Genomic DNA, 19193 nt, shown 5'->3' on the forward strand with positions numbered 1-19193 from the left:
GTGTTTATCCAAAAGGGTATTTTCCGGAGCAACCGATCATGTCAGGTCGTTGTTTATAAAATAAGAACGAAAAGGGAGAGAAGAAGATGTCAGGAATTATCCGCGTAACACCAGCAGAGCTCATCGATATGTCAGGCCGCTATTCAAATGAAAGCAGCCAGGTTGGAGAACAGATTTCAAGATTAAATACGATGATTAACCAATTAGAAGGCATGTGGGAAGGGGAAGCAAGCAGAGCTTTCAGTCAGCAATACGAATCATTAAAGCCCTCTTTTCTTCAAATGCAGCAGCTGCTTGAAGACATTTCCGTTCAATTAAACAATACATCTAAAGCACTTGAAGACGCTGACAATCAAATTGCAAGCCAAATCAGAGGCTGATTTTATTCGTATTTATGTCTGCAAAGGAGCGCCTTCATTGATAAGGGCGCTCCTCATTTTTGAGGTGATAGCGATATGTATATAGAAGTAACGGTAGATTTAAAGAACTATACGGGTGAAACGTTCGATCTTCGTCTATCTAACTTTCATTCCATAAAAAAAGTAGTAGATATCGTTTGGCGTACAAAAGAAATAAACTCTCCTCCAAGAGAGGGCTATTGGGTAAGAATTCAAAATAAAAACATTGTGCTTTCTGGTAATCAAAAGCTGCAGGAGAATGGAATCACTACGGGTGACCGGTTTGAAATTCTTTGATGGGAGTCTAACTGAATGACAGAAAAAAAACAAACCTATTTGGAACAAAGTATAGAATCCCAAATTCATAGAGATGAGGATTCTATTACTTTTGCGTTTCAAAAAGAAAAAATAAAACTGGATGATGTAATTGAAATAGATTTACTAAGAGAACTGGATAACGATATTCAACGAAATATTCTCCTGGAAGATGATGAGCTGAAAATTAAGATTACCCCTCATTCACGTTATCACTTTTATCCGGACCTGAAAGATAAAAATGAAAGAAGTAAATGGATGTTTGCCTACCAGCTCGTAAAAAAAGTAAAAAACCATGCGTTAACACGGTTGCATCTTGTCGTTTGCCCTGAGAATCTTGTATTTGATCAAAGCTTAACGCCTTCTTTTCTTCATTATGGAGTAAAAGAGAGTATACCGCCTTATGAATCGGATCATGAAAAAGTCTGGAAAGAACTTAAGGCAACAGTTGCTTATACTGTTGATGGAAAATACAGCTTTCAGGAATATCTGAAGCTTTATGAGACGATTGATCTTTCTCCATTGGCAAAAGAAATTTTAGAGATGGAAAATGAGGATGTACTGCTACAGTTCATTCATAAAAACCTAGATGGGTTAGATGAAAAGGATAAGTTGATTTTAACTATTCCCCAAAGAAAGTGGAAACTAACTCGTTATGCTGCATTTGGTTTATTAGTCTGTTTTATTCCTGCCATTATATACACTGTTTATTCCATATTCTTTCTGCAGCCGAGACAAGAAGCATTTGTAAACAGCAATGAGTATTTTCTTGGTAAAGATTATAGCGACGTAGTAGAGGCGATGTCTGATTATGAAGTAGAAGACATGCCGAATGTCGTGCAATATCAGCTTGCTTCCTCATACATAATTAATGAATCGCTTACGGAAGACCAAAAAGAAAACATCCAGAACACCATTTCTTTGCAATCCGATCCTCTCTATTTTCAGTACTGGATTTACATCGGCAGAGGCAATGCCAAGGAAGCGCTAGATATTGCTCGTTCATTAGAAGATAAAGATCTTATTATGTTCGCACTTATTAAATATCGTGAAGTTTTAAAATCGGATGATGAATTAAGCAGTGAAGAAAAACAACAAAAGATTAAAGAAGTTCAGGGAGAGCTTGATGAGTACCTTCAGGAACAGGAAGCAATAAAAGAAGAAGAGCGTAAGCAAGAGGAAGAAAAAAAAGCACAAGAACAAGCAGATCAAGAAGCAAAAGAGAAAGAAGCTAGTGAGCAGAAAGCTAAGGAAGAAGCAGCCGCTCAAAAAGCGCAAAATCCAGCAGGGACAACTGAAACAACTACTGCGAATTAGTAGGGGGTGAATGATGAACACATTATGGTGCTTTTACAATAAGACTTATCAACAAATCCATTTAAACAAAGATTCTTTTCGTGGAATCACTATTGGTCCCAAAATTCATGATACTGTTACTGTTTTGAATTTTCCTTTTAGCGGCGGTTCGTTAACGATAACAAAGAATGAAGATCAAGAGCTTGAAGTTATTCAAAATGGAATCACGATTGGTCAGCTTTCACTGAACAATTCTTTTCATTTCACAGACAAAGAGCAAACGTTGTCCCTTATCTTAACGCCGCAGCAAGAAAACGATAAAACGTATTACATCGGTTATGAAAAAGAATATACGTTTGCAGCAGCTGACAGACATGCTCAAGTCATTCATCATTCCACAAATGGATTCGTAGCTGAAACTGAATCGTTTGTATTAATTAAAGCGAGAGACCGGTGGATGATTTCACCAAAGAGTGATCACATTTATTTGAATGGACACAAGATAGATGGATTGACCCCATTTGAAGTAGGTGATCTTCTATTTTGGCCATTTATGTCGCTAAAATTAATAGAAAAAGATTTGCTTCAAATTTCAAGCCTGGAAAAATTCACTTCAGAACTGCCGCTTGCTGCAAGGCCAGTTTCTGAAATGAGCAAAAAATATCCAAACTACCGCAGGACGCCAAGAATGGTATTTGAACTGCCAACGGATAAAGTGACTTTGTCGTTCCCTTCCCAAGAAGGAGAAAATCCCAATAAAGGTTTGTGGCTGATCGTAATGCCCCCGCTCCTAATGATGATCGTGATGGGGATCGTATCCATCGTCCAGCCAAGAGGAATCTTTATTATCGTTTCTATGGTGATGTTTGCTACTACTCTCGTTACGTCTTCTGTTCAGTATTTTAAAGAACGAGGAAACTTCAAAAAAAGAAAAATAAAACGTCGGAAAGTTTATAACCAGTATTTGGATAACAAGCGAAAAGAGCTTCAAGAATTAGCCGAAACACAGAAAAATGTACTTCACTATCATTTCCCTTCCTTTGAACAAATGAAATATTATACAGAACAGCTTTCAGACCGGATATGGGAACGAACATTAGACAGTCATGACTTTCTTCAAATCAGGATCGGTACAGGTAAACGGCCGGCAAGCTATACATTGTCATTGAACAGCGGTGACATGGCAAATAGGGAAGTCGATGAACTTTTGGAGCAGTCTCAGCAAATGGAGAAGGTGTATAAAGAAGTAAGGGATGTACCAATCACGGTGGATTTATCAAATGGTGCTATGGGGCTTATCGGTAAAGAGTCTATCGTTAAAAATGAACTGCATCAGCTCATTGGACAGTTAGCCTTTTTCCATAGTTACCATGATGTGCGATTTATTTTTGTTTTTAACGAAAAAGATTACAGCAAATGGGAGTGGTTAAAGTGGCTTCCACATTTCCAGCTTCCGAATTCTCATGCGAAAGGACTTATATACAATGAGCAGACAAGAGATCAGCTGCTTTCATCTGTCTATGAGTTAATTCGAGAACGCGATTTAGAAACAGTGAGTGAAAAAGATAAGGTTCGTTTTTCGCCACATCTCATATTTATCATTTTAGATCAGCAGCTGCTTGCTGAACATGTATTGCTCGAGTATTTAGAAGGAGAATATTCACATCTCGGACTTTCCGTAATCTTTGCAGCAGAAACAAAAGAAAGTCTAACAGATAATATCCACACACTTATACGGTACATAAATGATTCAGAAGGCGATATTTTAATTGAGGAAAAAAAGGCTGTTCAAGTTCCTTTTAAACTGGATGTTCATAAGCAGGAAGGGAATGAAACGTATTCTCGTATGCTTAAAACCCTAAATCACCTAGTAGGAATGACGAATTCCATTCCAAATAGCGTTTCGTTACTTGAATTGTTTGGTGCACGTGAAGTGGAGGATCTCCCTATTGAGCATAATTGGGAAACACGTGAATCTTCCAAGTCACTCGCAGTTCCTATCGGCTTAAAAGGAAAAGAAGATATTGTGCAGTTGAATCTTCATGAAAAAGCCCATGGACCCCATGGCCTTTTAGCGGGTACAACTGGCTCCGGAAAAAGTGAGTTTTTGCAAACGTACATTTTGTCATTAGCAGTGAACTTCCATCCACACGAAGTGGCTTTTTTACTTATTGATTATAAAGGTGGAGGTATGGCTCAGCCTTTTAAAGACATGCCGCACCTGCTTGGAACCATTACGAATATTGAAGGCAGCCGAAACTTTACTGCAAGAGCACTGGCTTCCATAAAAAGTGAATTAAAAAGAAGACAGCGGCTTTTTGATCAATATCAAGTAAACCATATCAATGAATATACGAATTTGTACAAACGCGGGGAATCGAAAGAACCTTTGCCGCACTTGTTTTTAATTTCAGATGAATTTGCAGAACTGAAAAGTGAAGAACCTGAATTCATTAAAGAACTTGTGAGTGCTGCCCGTATCGGAAGAAGTTTAGGCGTTCACCTAATACTCGCCACACAAAAACCGGGTGGTGTAATCGATGATCAAATCTGGAGTAATGCTCGTTTTAAGATCGCTTTAAAAGTCCAGGATGCAGCAGACAGCCGGGAGATATTAAAAAATGCGGATGCGTCTTCCATCACAGTAACGGGCAGAGGATACCTTCAGGTTGGAAACAATGAGGTGTATGAACTTTTTCAATCCGCTTGGAGCGGTGCGCCATATTTGGAAGAAACGATAGAAGTGGAAGACGAAGTTGCGCTTGTAACTGATTTGGGGCTTGTCCCATTATCAGGTGTTTCAGCAAGTGACCAAAACAAAAAAGAAGCCGAGGCAGAAATCGATGTGATCGTGGACCGGATTGAAGAGCTGCAATTAAAGATGGGCATTAAGAAGTTAAACAGCCCGTGGCTGCCTCCATTAAACAACCGTTTAATTAATCAAAATAAAGATAATGAAGACGATTACGAAGTTTACTTAGGAATGGTAGACGAGCCCGAAAAGCAGTCGCAGACACCTTACATTTACCGTGTAATGGATGATGGAAACGTTGGGATCTTTGGTTCATCAGGGTACGGCAAGTCTCATTCTGTTATGACATTGCTGCTTTCAATGGCATCTAAGCTAAGTCCTGAGGAAATGCATTATTACTTATTTGATTTTGGGAACGGTGCATTGCTGCCGCTTCGCCAGCTTCCTCACACAGCTGATTATTTTTTGATGGATGAAGAGAGAAAAATTGAGAAATTCATGAGGTTCTTAAAAGATGAAATTGCTGATCGAAAGCAAAAGTTTCAAAAGAGCGAAGTAAGCAGCATTAAGATGTACAATGCCCTCAACCAGGAGAAGCTGCCTCTAATGTTTGTTACGATCGATAACTTTGATCTTGTAAAAGAAGAGATGCAAGACCTCGAGATGCAGATGACTCAATTTGCACGTGACGGACAATCCCTTGGCATTTATATGATTTTTACAGCAACTAGAATTAATGCGATTCGTCAGTCGCTTATGAATAACTTAAAAACTAAAATTGTTCACTATTTAATGGACCAATCAGAGTCATATATGGTTCTTGGAAAGGTTCCTTTCTCTCCTGAACCAATTCCAGGAAGAGCTATTATTAAGCGTGAAGAGGCTTATTTTTCACAAATTTATTTACCGGCGCAGGGTGAAGATGACTATGAACTTTTAGATCATATCAAAAAAGATATTCAACTGATCGGCGAAAAGTATGCATCGAGTATAAAGCCTCAGCCAGTTCCAATGCTTCCATCCGAACTGACTATGGTGAATTTCACTCAATATACAAAAGGTCAGCAAAGTGCAGGTATATTGCCAATTGGATTGGACGAAGAATTTGTAAAGCCTGTTCATATGAATTTCCTTAAAAATAAACACTGCATGATTGTTGGACAGACTCAAAAAGGTAAAACAAATGCATTAAGAGTGATGTTAAATACAATTCTTCTTCAAGAAACAGAAAAAATCGGCATGTTTGATTCAATTGATCGCGGGCTATCCAATTATGCAGCAGAAGAAAAGGTAGACTACCTTGAAACAAAAGAGCATTTAACAGCATGGCTTGATCAGGTTCAAGAAATAGTTACACAAAGAGAAAATGAATATTTGAACGCGATTACTCAAGGTACAATTCAGAATCAAACATTTACTCCTATTTATTTTGTAATCGACGGTTATTCCCGATTTATTCAAAATACAGACAGCATGCTTCAAGACCGTCTATCCAAATTTATGAAAAACTATAGTCATATCGGGTTCAATGTTATTGTCTCTGGCAATAACAACGAGATTACAAAAGGATTCGACATGTTTACGACAGAGGTAAAACAAATCCGCCAAGCGCTCGTATTGATGAAGAAGTCAGAACAAAGTATATATACACTGCCTTATAACCGAAAAGAGGAAGACATACATGCAGGATATGGTTACTACGTTGAAAATGGCAAAGAAACAAAAATACAAATTCCTCTTAGTGTCATTGAAAGGAAGATATACACATGACAAACTCTTGGAAATATAGGATAAAGATGTTTCTTGCAGTGGCTATTATACTAGTGTTTCCCCAGCTCTTTATGCATTTTATCGGGGATAACCCCATGCAGGCAAAAGTGAACGGTACACGCTCCATAGCCATCGTTAACGAAGATCTAGGCTCTGATGAAGAAAATAATCTTCAATTAGGGAGAGAAGTACCTGCCATCCTGGAAGACGGTTCAAAGTATAAATGGACAGTAGTCAGCCGAAGTGCTGCAGAGAACGGCATGAAAGATAATAAGTACGATGCTGTTGTTTATATCCCTTCAAACTTTACCTCAAATGTCTTAACGTATGAAGAAGCTCAGCCGACAAAGGCGGACTTTCAATATAATGTCCAAACTCAGCTTAATGCTGTGAATAAAGAAAAAGTATTACGAGAACTGGATTATGCGGGGAACCGTATTAATAAACAGATGAGCTCATTGTATTGGAACTATGTTTCACAGGATATGAAGAAAGTTCGTACAGAGTTTGACCGTATTCTTGAAAAGGAAATTGAATTTCAGACCACTATGGTAAGTTTTTATAGCCCTAGTTCTAAAGCACTTGCTGATGAACTTCAGAGACAGAAAGATATGCTGGTTCAGCTTCAATCCACGATGAAGCAAGCGGATGAAACATCACCGCAGCGTGCTAATAACCTGGAACAGTTTGAACAAAATCTTTCTTCGTTTGTGCAGTATGTTGAAAAATATAAAGAGTATCAGGGAAATCAGCAAAAACTATTGAACGAAGCACAGCAGAAAAGCCTACTAGCCATCAATACAGGAGGAGAGAGTTTTGCTGCCAAACAAAGTGAATCAAAAAGAGTTTTCAGTGAACAAGGTGACAAGTTTATAACGAGTATGGCAGGCATCAACGATTTGCTAAAAGGAACCAATGAATCGATTACAAATTTGAATAATGAGAGACTAAAGCAAGTAGACAGACAAATAGCTGATATGAGCGAGATTAACAATGACATTATTGATGCTTACATTCAGCAGCAGAGACAAACTGAGCTTGTTCAATTAGAAGAAAAAATAAGAGCTGCACGCGGCCAGCTCGGTAAAGGAGAAGAAGGTGGTACAGGACAAGTTGAAAATCCTGCAGATCCTGGAGATCCAAGCAAGGCAAAATTTGATGAAGAATTAAATGAATTAACAGCGATAGGTCAGCAATCTTCACAAATTAAAGATATGCTTTTGCTGATTCCTGATCCAAAACCCGAAAATGTAAATAAAGCTATAGAAGACTTAACAGCTTTAGCAACAAGGGTTACGGATGTAAGAACGAAAATCGAAACAAAAGCGAATGAAGATGGATGGAAAATAGAATATGCAAATTTAAAGAAACTCTATGATTCTCTTCTTGTAAACAACCAACAGCTTATTAATGCTAATCAAAAATTAAAAGAGGGCAATTCTAAACTATTTGGACAGATCCGTGAGAAAGAACAAGACATATCAAAAAGAAACAGTAATTTATCTGGTCTTTTCAGTACTCCTTTCTTAGAAGGCAGTTTAGAAGGAACCCTTGCTTATTATGGTCTTCTGTCTCAGTATGAGTCAGTTTTAATTGGCACTGATAATGGGAGTAAAAATATTGTGCTTTCTAATGAAGAATTGAAAAACCGTGTTCATGACACGTTAAGTGTAAATGAAGAAGAACAAGGGAAATGGGATGATCTTCAAACAAAATTTCCAACTACCCAACAGGAAATGAAAGGCTTGGGGGATTCTTTTTCCACTTTTAAAAAGGATTATCAATTAAGCCTTGAGGATCAGCAGAAAGAAATGATGAATAATATCGGTTCAATCGAAGAAAGTGCAAATACTGTTTTAACAAAGCTGCAAGAAATACAAACGAATGAACCAGCACAGACTGGTGAAGGATCGGTATTGGTTACAAACCAACAGAACATTAATCACGAAGTCATCATGATTAATGAACTGATGGACTCTCTCGGTGAAAGACAAGCAAATGTTGTAAATTACACAGGAGAGCTTCAGGGCAGGGTAAACAGTGTTCAAAATGATGCGAACGTATTGAACGAAAAATGGGTAACAAACGTCAAGTCAACAAAACTCGTCAGAGATGATGTGTTTAATGTACTTGGAAACACGTATGTCGATGGCCAAAATAACGGTTATGTTTATGATTTCCTTGCAAATCCATTAAAAATTGATGCAGGGGATAACCCGCAAGTAGAATCAGAATCTGTGAAAGCCATTCCGCCTGTTGTTATACTGATCGTGATTCTAATCAGCAGTTTGCTTATTGGCTATTTTAGTCATTATTTTAGCCAGATGCCGTTTTTGGTTAAACTCTCAATCTTTGGTCTGCTAAACTTAATTGTTGGACTAGTCATCAGTTTGTTTGGCTTAGAGATCTATTCGTTGTCTAACAATATCTCAATCCAATTCTCTATATTCACCATCCTGTTATTAACGGCTGCTTCAACTTTTGTACGTACAGCTTTTAATTTGGGGAATTTTATCGGATGGATTGGTAGTGTGGCATTGGTCTTATTCTTTGTAAGTCCATTGTTAGCACTAGCAGCACCTAACTTTTTATACGAAGACCCGATGTCAGCCGTTTATATGTCCATTCAATATGGAGAGGGCAGCGATTTCATGATGAGCTGTTTCTTCTTAATCGGTGTGATTGCAATCCTGTCTATCCTTCCATATACGGTTAGGCTTTGGAAAAAACCGCCGAAGAAGATGAATACGGATAAAGCAAATGAAGCATATTAGATTATTCATAGTACTGGTATTCTTGGCATTGTTTTTTCTGGATTCTCGGGAAGTTTTTGCTGATAAAAGTATTCAAGAACTTACACCAAATCAATATGAAGATAAAGAGTTAAAAGGAAATACAGAATATCTTTTAAAGGAATCACTTTCAGGAAAAAAAACAAGGATACCCGAGGAGCAGCAAGGATTAACATTTAGCCACTCAACTATGAATCAATTAGAAGCTGTTCAGAATCAATTATTTGAACAAGCAAGTAACAGGATAAACAATAATGTATCCTCTCTAACGAAGAGGATGAATCTCTTTTCCTCAGATCGACAGGATGCGTTATCTGAACGTCAGATAGAGGATGCTGAAAATGATTCCTTTCGTTCAATCTCAGTCATTTATTTCGTGTTAATCGGTGTTGGTATTTTATTGATTGTGATTCTTCTCCTGCCAGGATTGAGTAACAAGGCTAAGAAGGAGAATGAATCATAAGGGAAGGCTGTTTTCGCAAACTTTGTTGTTCTGGATGAGGTTAATTTCCGCTGCAGCGGCTTGCTTTCCTCAGGGTGTGCGGTGAGCCCATTCGTCGCCTTGCCACATTGAATGGTCTCACCTGTCTCACTCATCCTGTAGGAGTCTCGCCCTTCCGCTCCAATTAACTTTCAAAGAAGAATTGCTTGAAAGCCTCTTACTTAAAAGCAACAATCTTTCAAGAATGAGCGTTTAGAAAAGATGCTAAAGAAAAAACATGCGAGCTGGTTAACAGGGTTTAATGATCCTGATTAGCCAGCTTTTTTTGTTGAGTACTTTTAACTTCATTGCTCTACTTGCTGCAATCAGTTAAACTGTAAAAATGTTAAGTTGGTGTTTTTGGGTAAAATGAATGTAAGAATGGTATTGGAGCGTATGCAGATGGAAACTGAGATTGAATTACAAGAAACCTATGACATAATGGCTGTCTGTTTACTTGCAGGTAAAATCATGCTGCAAAGCGGAGCGGAGACTTACAGGGTCGAGGATACGATGATGCGGATCGCGGCTTCTTTTGGTGCCTATCAATCTCATCCGTATGTGACGCCTACAGGTATTCTTTTTTCTGTAGAAGGTGCAGAACCTACGAAAACGAAACTCATTCGTATTGTAGAGCGCACGACGGATCTTGAAAAAGTAGCAAGTGTGAACGGAATATCCCGCAAAATTAGTGCGGGTGAATATACAATTGAACAAGCGTACAAGCTGTTAAAAAAAATCGATCAATCAGGATCTCCCTATTCGTTATGGGTTCATGTATTAGCTGCGGCGATTTCTTCAGGCTGTTTTTTAATCATGTTTCAAGGAAGCTGGGGAGACTTTTTTCCAGCGTTCATTACTGGTGGTGTAGGATTTCTTTCCCTTCTTTATTTCCACAAGTTAGTGCAGATTAAGTTTTTCTCTGAATTTTCCGCTTCGTTATTAATTGGGCTACAAGCATTCTTTTTTGTTCATATAGGAATCGGTGGAGAACTGGATAAAATAATAATTGGATCTGTCATGCCGCTCGTCCCTGGATTGCTCATTACAAACGCGGTTCGTGATTTAATGGCAGGGCATCTGATATCCGGACTTGCGAAAGGTGCAGATGCTTTTCTAACTGCCTTTGCGATTGGAGCGGGAATTGCAGTTACGTTTTCATTTTTGTAGAAAGGGGCGTTTATGATGCCGATTATTGAACAGCTTGTTACGAGTTTTATTGCGTCAGCGGCATTTGTAATCATTTTTAACGGTCCAAAACGCTCGCTGTTTCACTGCGGACTTGTGGGTATGATTGGATGGATGCTTTATTTCCTTTTAGAAAGCAATGGACTGGATATGGTGCTCGCGACGGTTATCGCAGCATTTGCAATTGCAATTGCTGCTCAATATTTTGCGAAAAAATATAAAACGCCCGTCATCATCTACAGTGTTGCCGGTATCATACCGCTTGTACCTGGAGGGATTGCGTATAATGCGATGCGTAATTTCGTTCAAAATGACTACAATTTAGCGATCAATCTTGCGGCTAAAGCATTTATGATATCGGGTTCGATCGCCATTGGCCTCGTCTTTTCAGAAGTCATTAACCAGGTGATCCGCCGATCGAAATTAAAATCCATCGTGAATAAATCTCAATAAAAAAGAGGGGGACAGACCCCTGGTCTGTCCCCCTCTTATCTAAAATACTGAAACCCCTCTCCTAAGATGGAGCGGGGTTTTTCTGCGTTTAGCGAGTGATTAGCAAGAGGGTAATGGCTGTGATTAAGTTTGGGAAACCGATTATAAAAAGCCGGCTGGAGATTTGCCATTTCTTTTTTGGGTCTTCAGGCTGTTCAATTAAAAAGTTTGTACGGGCTTGATTTCCGCTAACAAATACATTCTCTAATAAACCGTATATGATTAAAGTTCCGATTCCAATAATACCACAGCTTAAAATAGTGATTTGCCATCCTGCAAAATAACCAATGCCGATCCCTAAACAAGATATCAATAATCCTATAATGAATGAATTTTTAATTGAAAAAACCTCCCTCTTTAAAAAAATCCGTTCTTTTTTATCTATTCTAATTTTACCATATTAATGTAATTTTCTGTATATTAAGTTGCTGGTTGTATGTTACTAAAGATACAAATGTCCATACCGAGAAGATTTTTCTGTTGTTTTATGACCAGTTTCCATTAATACTAGAAGAAACCAATTGAAAAATTTGTCGCAATTTTCAAGTTTAAGAGGATTGTATAAGTGCGATAAAGCTGATGAATATTTCAACAAATCAGCTAAGTTTTCTTTATCATTTATCAAATACAAGGGGGAAAAGATGGGGTCATTTCAGAACAGCTTTGAAGCTTTTGTAGGAGACACAGTAGCAATTCTTTGGAGTCAGCCGATGATTTACTTATGTATTGGTGTTGGGCTATTATTCTCTTTTTTAACAAGGTTTTTACAGGTGCGCCACTTTAAAGAAATGATTAAGCTTATGCTTGAAGGAAAGAGTTCTGACGCTGGAGTTTCTTCTTTCCAGGCCTTGGCGATTGCGCTGTCTGGGCGTGTTGGAACAGGTAATATTGCTGGTACTGCAACAGCAATCGGTTTTGGCGGTCCAGGAGCTGTATTTTGGATGTGGATGATTGCATTCATCGGATCGGCCACCGCCTTTATTGAATCGACTCTTGCACAAATTTACAAAGTGAAACAGGAGGGCGAGTATAGAGGGGGTCCCGCTTACTACATTGAAAAAGGGATTGGGTGGAAGTGGTATGGCATTATTTTTGCAGTGTCAGCATTAATAGCTATGAGCTTGCTGATGCCTGGAATTCAGTCCAATTCCATAGCGCTTGGTATTGATAATGCGTTTAATGTTGATCCAAAAATAACAGGAGTTTTTCTCGTTTTAATTCTTGGAGCAATCATCTTTGGCGGTGTTAAACGAATTGCCAATGTCGCGCAATATGTCGTGCCTTTTATGGCGATTGGATATGTACTCGTATCACTCATTATTGTGGCCTTTCATATTCCGCAGATTCCTGAAGTGTTCGGACTGATTTTCAAAAGCGCATTTGCGATAGATTCAGCTTTTGGAGGAATTATCGGGTCGGCGATTATGTGGGGCGTGAAGCGAGGAATTTATTCAAATGAAGCTGGTCAAGGAACTGGAGCACATCCAGCAGCAGCGGCTGAAGTTTCACATCCCGCCAAACAAGGGCTAGTACAAGCTTTCTCTGTTTACATTGATACTTGGCTCGTTTGTACGGCTACAGCGTTTATGATTTTGTTTACAGGCATGTACAACGTTCAAAACGAAGCAGACAAATCATTTATTGTTGAAAATATACCTGGGGTGGAAGCAGGTGCAACGTTTACGCAAAAGGCAATCGAGTCAGTTATTCCTGGCTTTGGTTCCGGTTTTGTAGCGGTATCGCTATTCTTCTTCGCCTTTACAACGATCATGGCCTACTACTATATAGCAGAAACCAATATTGCTTATCTTGTGCGTGGGCGTAATAATAAAATTCCGATGCTGCTTCTTAAAATTGTTCTGCTAGGTTCTACTTATTATGGAGCGGTTAAAACTGCCGATTTAGCGTGGGCACTCGGAGATCTCGGTCTTGGGATCATGGTATGGCTAAACTTGATTGCAATCTTAATTTTGGCCAAACCAGCACTGAAGGTTTTAAAAGATTACGAGGAACAGAAAAAAGCCGGTCTCGACCCAGTCTTCAATTCTACAAAACTAGGAATCAAAAACGCTGATTATTGGGAAGACGGGTACGATGCAAGCGATGGAGAAAATGAAGAAAGAGTTTCATAAGTAGTATGATTGAAGCCAGCTCAAAGTGTGGTGACGCACTGAATGAGTTGGTTTTTTTATTTTGCTGTTTTCTTTTCTAAAAGATTGTTGCTATTAAGTAAGAGGCTTTAAAGCAATTCTTCTTTGAAAGTTAATTGGAGCGGAAGGGCGAGACTCCTACAGGATGAGTGGGACAGGTGAGACCCTTCAATGTCGCAAGCGACGAATGGGCTCACCGCACACCCTGAGGAAAGCGAGCCACTGCAGAGCAAATTAACATCCTTCAAAAGCAACAATGATAAGAAAACAGCCTATACAGAGATTAAATCAAAATTAAGAAGTCGAAATAGTTAAATATTTTCCTCAAAAAGGATAAACTAATAGTAGATTGTTAAGTTTGTTAAACATCTTGGGAGTTCGGGGGAAGTCTCTATGTGGAAAGTATTTTCTTATTTAAAAGCATATCGGTTGGCGATAGCAGCAGCCCTTTTTTTAACGCTGCTTGAATTAGGGGTAGAGCTGCTGCAGCCATTAATTATGGCAAAGATCATTGATCAAGGAATTTTGAAAAGTGATTTAGGAGTTGTGAAGCTTTGGGGCGGGGTGATGTTTGGCCTTGCGATTATCGCCTTTATAGCTGGGGTTGCCAATTCATTTTTCTCGGCGCATGTAAGTCAAAACTATGGGTTTGATATACGGCGGAGGGTTTTCGAAAAAGTGCAGTCTTTCTCCTTTGTTAATTTTAATAAATTTCCTGCCTCTTCATTGATTACAAGGATGACAAACGATGTTACCCAGCTTCAAAATACTGTGTTCATGAGTTTGCGGATTATGCTTAGGGCACCGCTTTTACTAGCCGGTGGCGTCATTATGTCTCTTATAGTGAACTGGAAACTCGCGATGGTACTTGTTGTTGCACTTCCGATTCTCTTGTTCTTTTTGAGCTGGGTGCTAAAAAAGGCAGGGACGATGTTTCGAGATGTACAAGATAAGCTTGATGGTGTGAATAGGGTTATGCGTGAAAATTTGATGGGGATGCGCTTGATTAAAGCATTTTTAAGAAGAGATCATGAGTCTGATCGGTTCGAGCAAGCGAGTGATGAGCTGAAAACAAAGACGGTTTCCTCGCTGCGTTTGATTGAAGTCTCGATTCCTGCCTTGCTTTTTGTGATGAATGTCGCGATTCTTCTGATTTTGTGGATCGGAACAAAGCAGGTCAGCCTCGGTTCGATTGCGGTAGGTGAAGTGGTTGCAATCGTCAATTACTCGTTTCGTATTTCATCCGTTTTAACGATTATTTCATTTATCATCATGGCTTTTTCACGGGCGAAAGCATCAGCACACCGTATTGGAGAAGTTCTGGATACAGAGGTGGATTTGTCCGAATCAGCTGATACGGATCAATCGTTAGCGATAAAAAAGGGTGTTGTGGAATTCAAGCATGTTACATTTCAATATCCGGAAAGCGAAGTGGCTGTATTGCAGGATGTTTCTTTTTCGGTAAAAGAAGGGGAAACTCTGGCGATCATGGGTTCGACAGGCTCTGGGAAAACGTCACTTGTACAGCTTATTCCCCGATTGTATGAAGTAAATGACGGCCAAGTGCTTGTCGATGGGCAGGATGTGAAGCTCTATCCGATTGAATCACTTCGAAATGGAATCGGAGTTGTTCCGCAGGAGGCAGTTCTATTTACAGGCTCAGTCACTGAAAACATCGGATGGGGAAAAGAACATGCGACAGAAGAAGAAGTGGTTGCCGCTGCAAAAGATGCACAAATTCATGAGACCATTGAAAAATTGCCAAATAAGTATGAAACGAGAGTCGGCCAGCGCGGAGTGAACCTGTCAGGCGGGCAGAAACAGCGCCTGTCTATTGCTCGTGCATTGGTTCGTCAGCCAAAAATATTAATGCTTGATGACAGTACAAGTGCTCTTGATTTGAAGACTGAAGGCAAGCTTTTGACAGCCTTAAGGAAATATTCATGTACAACTTTTATTATTACGCAAAAAATCAGTACAGCGATGGAAGCAAATCGGATTTTGATTTTAGATGATGGCCGTGTGGAAGCATGGGGGACACACGAAGAGCTTCTGAAGACGTCGCCGCTGTACGTGAAAATGGTGCAGTCACAGTTTGGGGAGGAGGAATTTCAGCATGTCACAGGGTTCAAACAGACCTCATCCACATAATCATTTGTTCGGTAAGAAGGTAAAGCCGAAAAATTGGACAGATACGGTCAAACGCATAGGGCGTTATTTTTCGAATCAAAAGATGCTTCTCAGTTTAGTGCTGTTAATGGTAATTGTCAGTTCGGCATTAAGCTTGCTCGGACCATTTTTGATCGGAAAAGCAATCGATCACTATGTTGTAAAAGGCAATGTGGATGGTTTAACGAAAATGCTGATCGGACTTATTTTTGTCTTTATTGGCCAATCTCTTTCAACGTTTCTGCAAAACTACTGGATGATTGGGATTGCTCAGCAAACGGTTTTTAGAATGAGGAAGGATTTGTTCACGCAGTTTCACCGTCTGCCGATCAGTTTTTTTGATAAAAGACAGCATGGTGAGCTGATGAGCCGTGTGACGAATGACATTGAGAATGTCAGTTCCACATTGAACAGTTCGTTCATTCAAGTGTTCTCCAGTGTTTTGACGCTTCTTGGTACGATAGGGGTGATGCTCTATTTAAGTCCAATTTTGACACTTATCTCTCTATCAATCGTTCCGCTCATGTTTTTCGGGCTCAAGTGGATCACGAAAAGGACAGGGGTGCGATTTAAGGAGCAGCAGCGCAACCTCGGTGATATTAACGGATATGTTGAAGAAATCACATCAGGTCAGCGTATCGTAAAATCATTTTCACAGGAAAAGAGAGTCATAGAAGAGTTTCTTGTGAAAAATAAACGCTTGCGGGAGTCTGGATACTGGGCACAGACATTTTCTGGTTTTATTCCTAAACTCATGAACGTTTTGAATAATGGAAGCTTCGCACTGATTGCGGGAATTGGCGGTGTGCTTGCGCTAAACGGGAAAATTTCGATAGGGGTTATCGTTATTTTTGTTGAGTATTCAAGACAGTTTACGAGACCTTTAAATGATCTGGCAAACCAGTTCAATACTCTTTTATCAGCTGTTGCGGGAGCTGAAAGGGTTTTTGAAATTTTAGATGAACAACAGGAAGAAAACGATGAAACGGATGCGATTGAGTTACCATCTGTTAAAGGCAAAGTAGAATTTCAGGAAGTTTCTTTTTCCTATGAAAAAGAGGGTACTACGGTTGCTGGATTGAACTTCTCCGTTAAAGAAGGAGAAACAGTGGCGCTGGTCGGACCAACGGGTGCCGGCAAGACCACTGTTGTGAATTTGCTGTCGCGCTTTTACGATGCAGACAAGGGTCAGATCTTAATCGATGGACACGATATCCAAAAAGTAAAAAGAAGCAGCCTTCGAAGTCACATGGCTTTTGTCCTGCAGGATTCGTTTCTTTTTGAAGGTACAATTTTTGAAAATATCAGATATGGCAGACTGGATGCCACGGATGAAGAAGTCATTAAAGCGGCTAAGCTTGCGAATGCAGACTCGTTTATTAAAAAGCTGTCAAAAGGATACAGCACGGTGCTGAGTCAGGAAGGAAGGGGAATAAGCCAGGGACAAAAGCAGCTGTTATCAATTGCGAGGGCTATTTTAGCTGATCCATCATTATTGATTCTGGACGAGGCAACGAGCAGCATCGATACCATTACAGAAATGAAAATTCAAGAGGCACTCCAGAGGTTAATGAAAGGACGCACGAGTTTTGTGATTGCACACCGATTAAATACGATACAAAAAGCAGATCAAATTTTGGTCCTTCATGATGGCGGGATTTTAGAAAAAGGAACACATGAGGAGCTTTTAGTGAACAAAGGATTTTACCATTCTCTTTATCATAGTCAGTTAAAAAAAGAGGCATAATTGAAAAAAATACTACATTTGTAGTAATAAAAACGTTTCTTTAGTCGTATGGAAGGGCGGTTCTTGAAGGAATTTCCCTTTTTTTGTCGTATTCTTAGTTCACAAGCCACTTTTGAACTGGAGATTTGAGATGATCGTAGAGAAGCTGCTTTTACATGTTTTAATCGTGCTAGCTCCTGTATTACTCTATAGCTTTTTTTTCGAAAGCCGAAAAATCGGAAAATCTCCTTATTTTTTAGGGATATTATACGGTATTTCAGCATCTCTTTGTATGTACTTTGCTTATTATGATATTGGGCTGTACTGGGATTTGAGATATGTACCATTAGTGCTTGCTATTTTTTATGGAGGGCCGGTATCCGGAATCATCACACTTGTTTTATTGCTGATAACAAGGACATTAATGGATACAAATACGCTCGTGTTTGCTTACATAAGTGCCGCGGCAGCCTGTTCTGTGCCTTTTTTAATGAGAAATTATTTCCTTAATGCTAATCCTAGGAAGAGAATTTATATTTCCATCATTGCAGGATTTTGGCCGGCTTTCGTTCAGTTATTAATCCTTTTAGCTTATATGTATGTTCGAGGGTCGGAAACTGCTGATCATTTAGACCATAGTTTATTAGTTTACATATCGATTTTTGGCTGTATGCAAATCGGCGGCGTTGTTTTAGCTGCAATACTGAATGAAGCAATCATAGAACGGAACTTAATGAAGGATGAGATTCGGCGCTCGGAAAAACAGCACACTCTTGGTGAACTGGCCGCATCTATAGCTCATGAGGTTCGAAATCCTTTAACGGTAGTAAAAGGCTTTTTGCAGTTGATGGAAGGCGAGGATGAGCGTCATAAAAATTATTATCCGCTCATTTTAAGTGAACTTGCCCGTGCAGAGCACATTATTAGTGATTATTTGAATTTTGCAAAGCCTGAGTTTAAGAAACTGGAAACATTCTCAATTGCTGAACTAGTAGTTGATTTGAGTTTATTGCTCAATCCTTATGCATTAAAGGAGGGTATCACTCTTTTTCATTCCATCGATTCCGATGCTGAAATGACGACTGACCGCAACCAATTAAAACAGGCTTTGATCAATATTATGAAAAATGCCATTGAGGCTACTCCTAAAGGCGGACGAGTCTCTATAAAACTATTTCCGGAAGAAGACCAGGCAAAGATTATTGTGAGGGATACGGGTCTAGGGATGTCAAAAGAGCAGCTCTCCAATATTGGATCCTTGTTTTTCTCCACAAAGGAACAAGGTACAGGACTTGGAACGATGGTTTCAATACGGATCATTGAATCTATGGGTGGAAAAGTTGAATACGCGAGCAAGCTGAATAAAGGTACAAAAGTAAGTGTAACACTCCCTTTAAATAAATTGGCAGATGAAGAAAAAGTTTAATATCTCTTCGATATGGGAATACCGTCTGAAGAGGTGATTAATCAGCATGGACAACTTCTTTTCAGATATTTTTAAGTTTTTAGGCGGGTTTTTCAGCGTTAGTTTACTACTGCTCGTGATCATTATCTTTTTTATTGTTCGCGCAGCTAAAAAGAAGAAACTCACCAATGAAGAAGACAGCTATTTAGAAAAGGATGACAGATAAATGGGAGCCAGCAATTCGCTGGCTCTTTTTATT

14 protein-coding genes are annotated in these 19193 nt (G+C 39.3%); 13 read left to right on the top strand and 1 reads right to left on the bottom strand.

The features are described 5' to 3' along the window. The first annotated feature begins 86 nt into the window (after positions 1 to 86). The 8 genes from J2X07_RS16800 to J2X07_RS16835 all read left to right on the top strand — a co-directional run bounded on the left by J2X07_RS16800 (position 87) and on the right by J2X07_RS16835 (position 11445). Positions 87 to 380 carry a WXG100 family type VII secretion target gene (locus J2X07_RS16800; RefSeq protein ID WP_310261336.1) on the top strand — a complete coding sequence of 98 codons (294 nt, stop codon included), beginning with the start codon at positions 87 to 89 and terminating at the stop codon, positions 378 to 380. A gap of 75 nt (positions 381 to 455) precedes the next feature. Beyond that, the gene (locus tag J2X07_RS16805) at positions 456 to 695 is read left to right on the top strand and encodes an EsaB/YukD family protein (RefSeq protein ID WP_310261338.1); all 240 of its coding nucleotides are present in this window, start codon (positions 456 to 458) and stop codon (positions 693 to 695) included. A gap of 15 nt (positions 696 to 710) precedes the next feature. After that, positions 711 to 2030, top strand: a complete 1320-nt coding sequence (essB, locus tag J2X07_RS16810) for a type VII secretion protein EssB (protein ID WP_310261341.1) — start codon at positions 711 to 713, stop codon at positions 2028 to 2030. 13 nt (positions 2031 to 2043) lie between these two features. Further along, the gene (gene essC / locus J2X07_RS16815; protein WP_310261343.1) at positions 2044 to 6531 is read left to right on the top strand and encodes a type VII secretion protein EssC; all 4488 of its coding nucleotides are present in this window, start codon (positions 2044 to 2046) and stop codon (positions 6529 to 6531) included. Positions 6532 to 6557: 26 nt separating this feature from the next. After that, entirely contained in the window at positions 6558 to 9305 is a 2748-nt protein-coding gene (esaA, locus tag J2X07_RS16820) for a type VII secretion protein EsaA (protein ID WP_310261416.1), read from the top strand. Then, complete coding sequence (gene essA, locus J2X07_RS16825) at positions 9292 to 9786, top strand: type VII secretion protein EssA (protein WP_310261346.1); 495 nt, start codon at positions 9292 to 9294, stop codon at positions 9784 to 9786. The genes esaA and essA overlap by 14 nt, the downstream gene beginning before the upstream one ends. A gap of 420 nt (positions 9787 to 10206) precedes the next feature. Beyond that, complete coding sequence (locus J2X07_RS16830) at positions 10207 to 10974, top strand: threonine/serine exporter family protein (RefSeq protein WP_310261419.1); 768 nt, start codon at positions 10207 to 10209, stop codon at positions 10972 to 10974. 15 nt (positions 10975 to 10989) lie between these two features. After that, positions 10990 to 11445 (top strand): threonine/serine exporter family protein, encoded by a 456-nt coding sequence (locus J2X07_RS16835; RefSeq protein ID WP_310261422.1) that lies wholly within the window; start codon positions 10990 to 10992, stop codon positions 11443 to 11445. A gap of 88 nt (positions 11446 to 11533) precedes the next feature. On the opposite strand, the gene J2X07_RS16840 is transcribed toward J2X07_RS16835, so the two are convergent. Then, positions 11534 to 11797, bottom strand: a complete 264-nt coding sequence (locus J2X07_RS16840; protein WP_310261349.1) for a DUF5316 family protein — start codon at positions 11795 to 11797, stop codon at positions 11534 to 11536. Positions 11798 to 12125: 328 nt separating this feature from the next. On the opposite strand from J2X07_RS16840, the gene J2X07_RS16845 reads away from it, so the two are divergent. The 5 genes from J2X07_RS16845 to J2X07_RS16865 all read left to right on the top strand — a co-directional run bounded on the left by J2X07_RS16845 (position 12126) and on the right by J2X07_RS16865 (position 19160). After that, positions 12126 to 13616 (top strand): alanine/glycine:cation symporter family protein, encoded by a 1491-nt coding sequence (locus tag J2X07_RS16845; protein WP_310261352.1) that lies wholly within the window; start codon positions 12126 to 12128, stop codon positions 13614 to 13616. Positions 13617 to 14027: 411 nt separating this feature from the next. Next, the gene (locus J2X07_RS16850; protein WP_310261355.1) at positions 14028 to 15785 is read left to right on the top strand and encodes an ABC transporter ATP-binding protein; all 1758 of its coding nucleotides are present in this window, start codon (positions 14028 to 14030) and stop codon (positions 15783 to 15785) included. Further along, on the top strand, positions 15751 to 17550 hold the full coding sequence (locus tag J2X07_RS16855) for an ABC transporter ATP-binding protein (RefSeq protein ID WP_310261359.1): 1800 nt from the start codon (positions 15751 to 15753) through the stop codon (positions 17548 to 17550). Before J2X07_RS16850 ends, J2X07_RS16855 begins: the two co-directional genes overlap by 35 nt. Before the next feature lie 130 nt (positions 17551 to 17680). Next, a complete protein-coding gene (locus tag J2X07_RS16860) occupies positions 17681 to 18955 on the top strand; it encodes an ATP-binding protein (protein WP_310261362.1) in 1275 nt (424 codons plus the stop codon). Positions 18956 to 19001: 46 nt separating this feature from the next. Further along, positions 19002 to 19160 (top strand): hypothetical protein, encoded by a 159-nt coding sequence (locus J2X07_RS16865; RefSeq protein WP_310261365.1) that lies wholly within the window; start codon positions 19002 to 19004, stop codon positions 19158 to 19160. Positions 19161 to 19193: the final 33 nt, after the last annotated feature.

Source organism: Fictibacillus barbaricus (assembly GCF_031457135.1).
Lineage (GTDB): Bacteria > Bacillota > Bacilli > Bacillales > Fictibacillaceae > Fictibacillus > Fictibacillus barbaricus_A.

What these genes read in the sequence shown, in the direction of transcription:
- essA (WP_310261346.1), top strand. Translation starts at nt 9,292, where the DNA reads ATGAAGCATATTAGATTATTCATAGTACTGGTATTCTTGGCATTGTTT.
- J2X07_RS16830 (WP_310261419.1), top strand. Translation starts at nt 10,207, where the DNA reads ATGGAAACTGAGATTGAATTACAAGAAACCTATGACATAATGGCTGTC.
- J2X07_RS16835 (WP_310261422.1), top strand. Translation starts at nt 10,990, where the DNA reads ATGCCGATTATTGAACAGCTTGTTACGAGTTTTATTGCGTCAGCGGCA.
- J2X07_RS16800 (WP_310261336.1), top strand. Translation starts at nt 87, where the DNA reads ATGTCAGGAATTATCCGCGTAACACCAGCAGAGCTCATCGATATGTCA.
- essB (WP_310261341.1), top strand. Translation starts at nt 711, where the DNA reads ATGACAGAAAAAAAACAAACCTATTTGGAACAAAGTATAGAATCCCAA.
- J2X07_RS16850 (WP_310261355.1), top strand. Translation starts at nt 14,028, where the DNA reads ATGTGGAAAGTATTTTCTTATTTAAAAGCATATCGGTTGGCGATAGCA.
- J2X07_RS16845 (WP_310261352.1), top strand. Translation starts at nt 12,126, where the DNA reads ATGGGGTCATTTCAGAACAGCTTTGAAGCTTTTGTAGGAGACACAGTA.
- J2X07_RS16860 (WP_310261362.1), top strand. Translation starts at nt 17,681, where the DNA reads ATGATCGTAGAGAAGCTGCTTTTACATGTTTTAATCGTGCTAGCTCCT.
- J2X07_RS16865 (WP_310261365.1), top strand. Translation starts at nt 19,002, where the DNA reads ATGGACAACTTCTTTTCAGATATTTTTAAGTTTTTAGGCGGGTTTTTC.
- J2X07_RS16805 (WP_310261338.1), top strand. Translation starts at nt 456, where the DNA reads ATGTATATAGAAGTAACGGTAGATTTAAAGAACTATACGGGTGAAACG.
- esaA (WP_310261416.1), top strand. Translation starts at nt 6,558, where the DNA reads ATGTTTCTTGCAGTGGCTATTATACTAGTGTTTCCCCAGCTCTTTATG.
- J2X07_RS16855 (WP_310261359.1), top strand. Translation starts at nt 15,751, where the DNA reads ATGTCACAGGGTTCAAACAGACCTCATCCACATAATCATTTGTTCGGT.
- essC (WP_310261343.1), top strand. Translation starts at nt 2,044, where the DNA reads ATGAACACATTATGGTGCTTTTACAATAAGACTTATCAACAAATCCAT.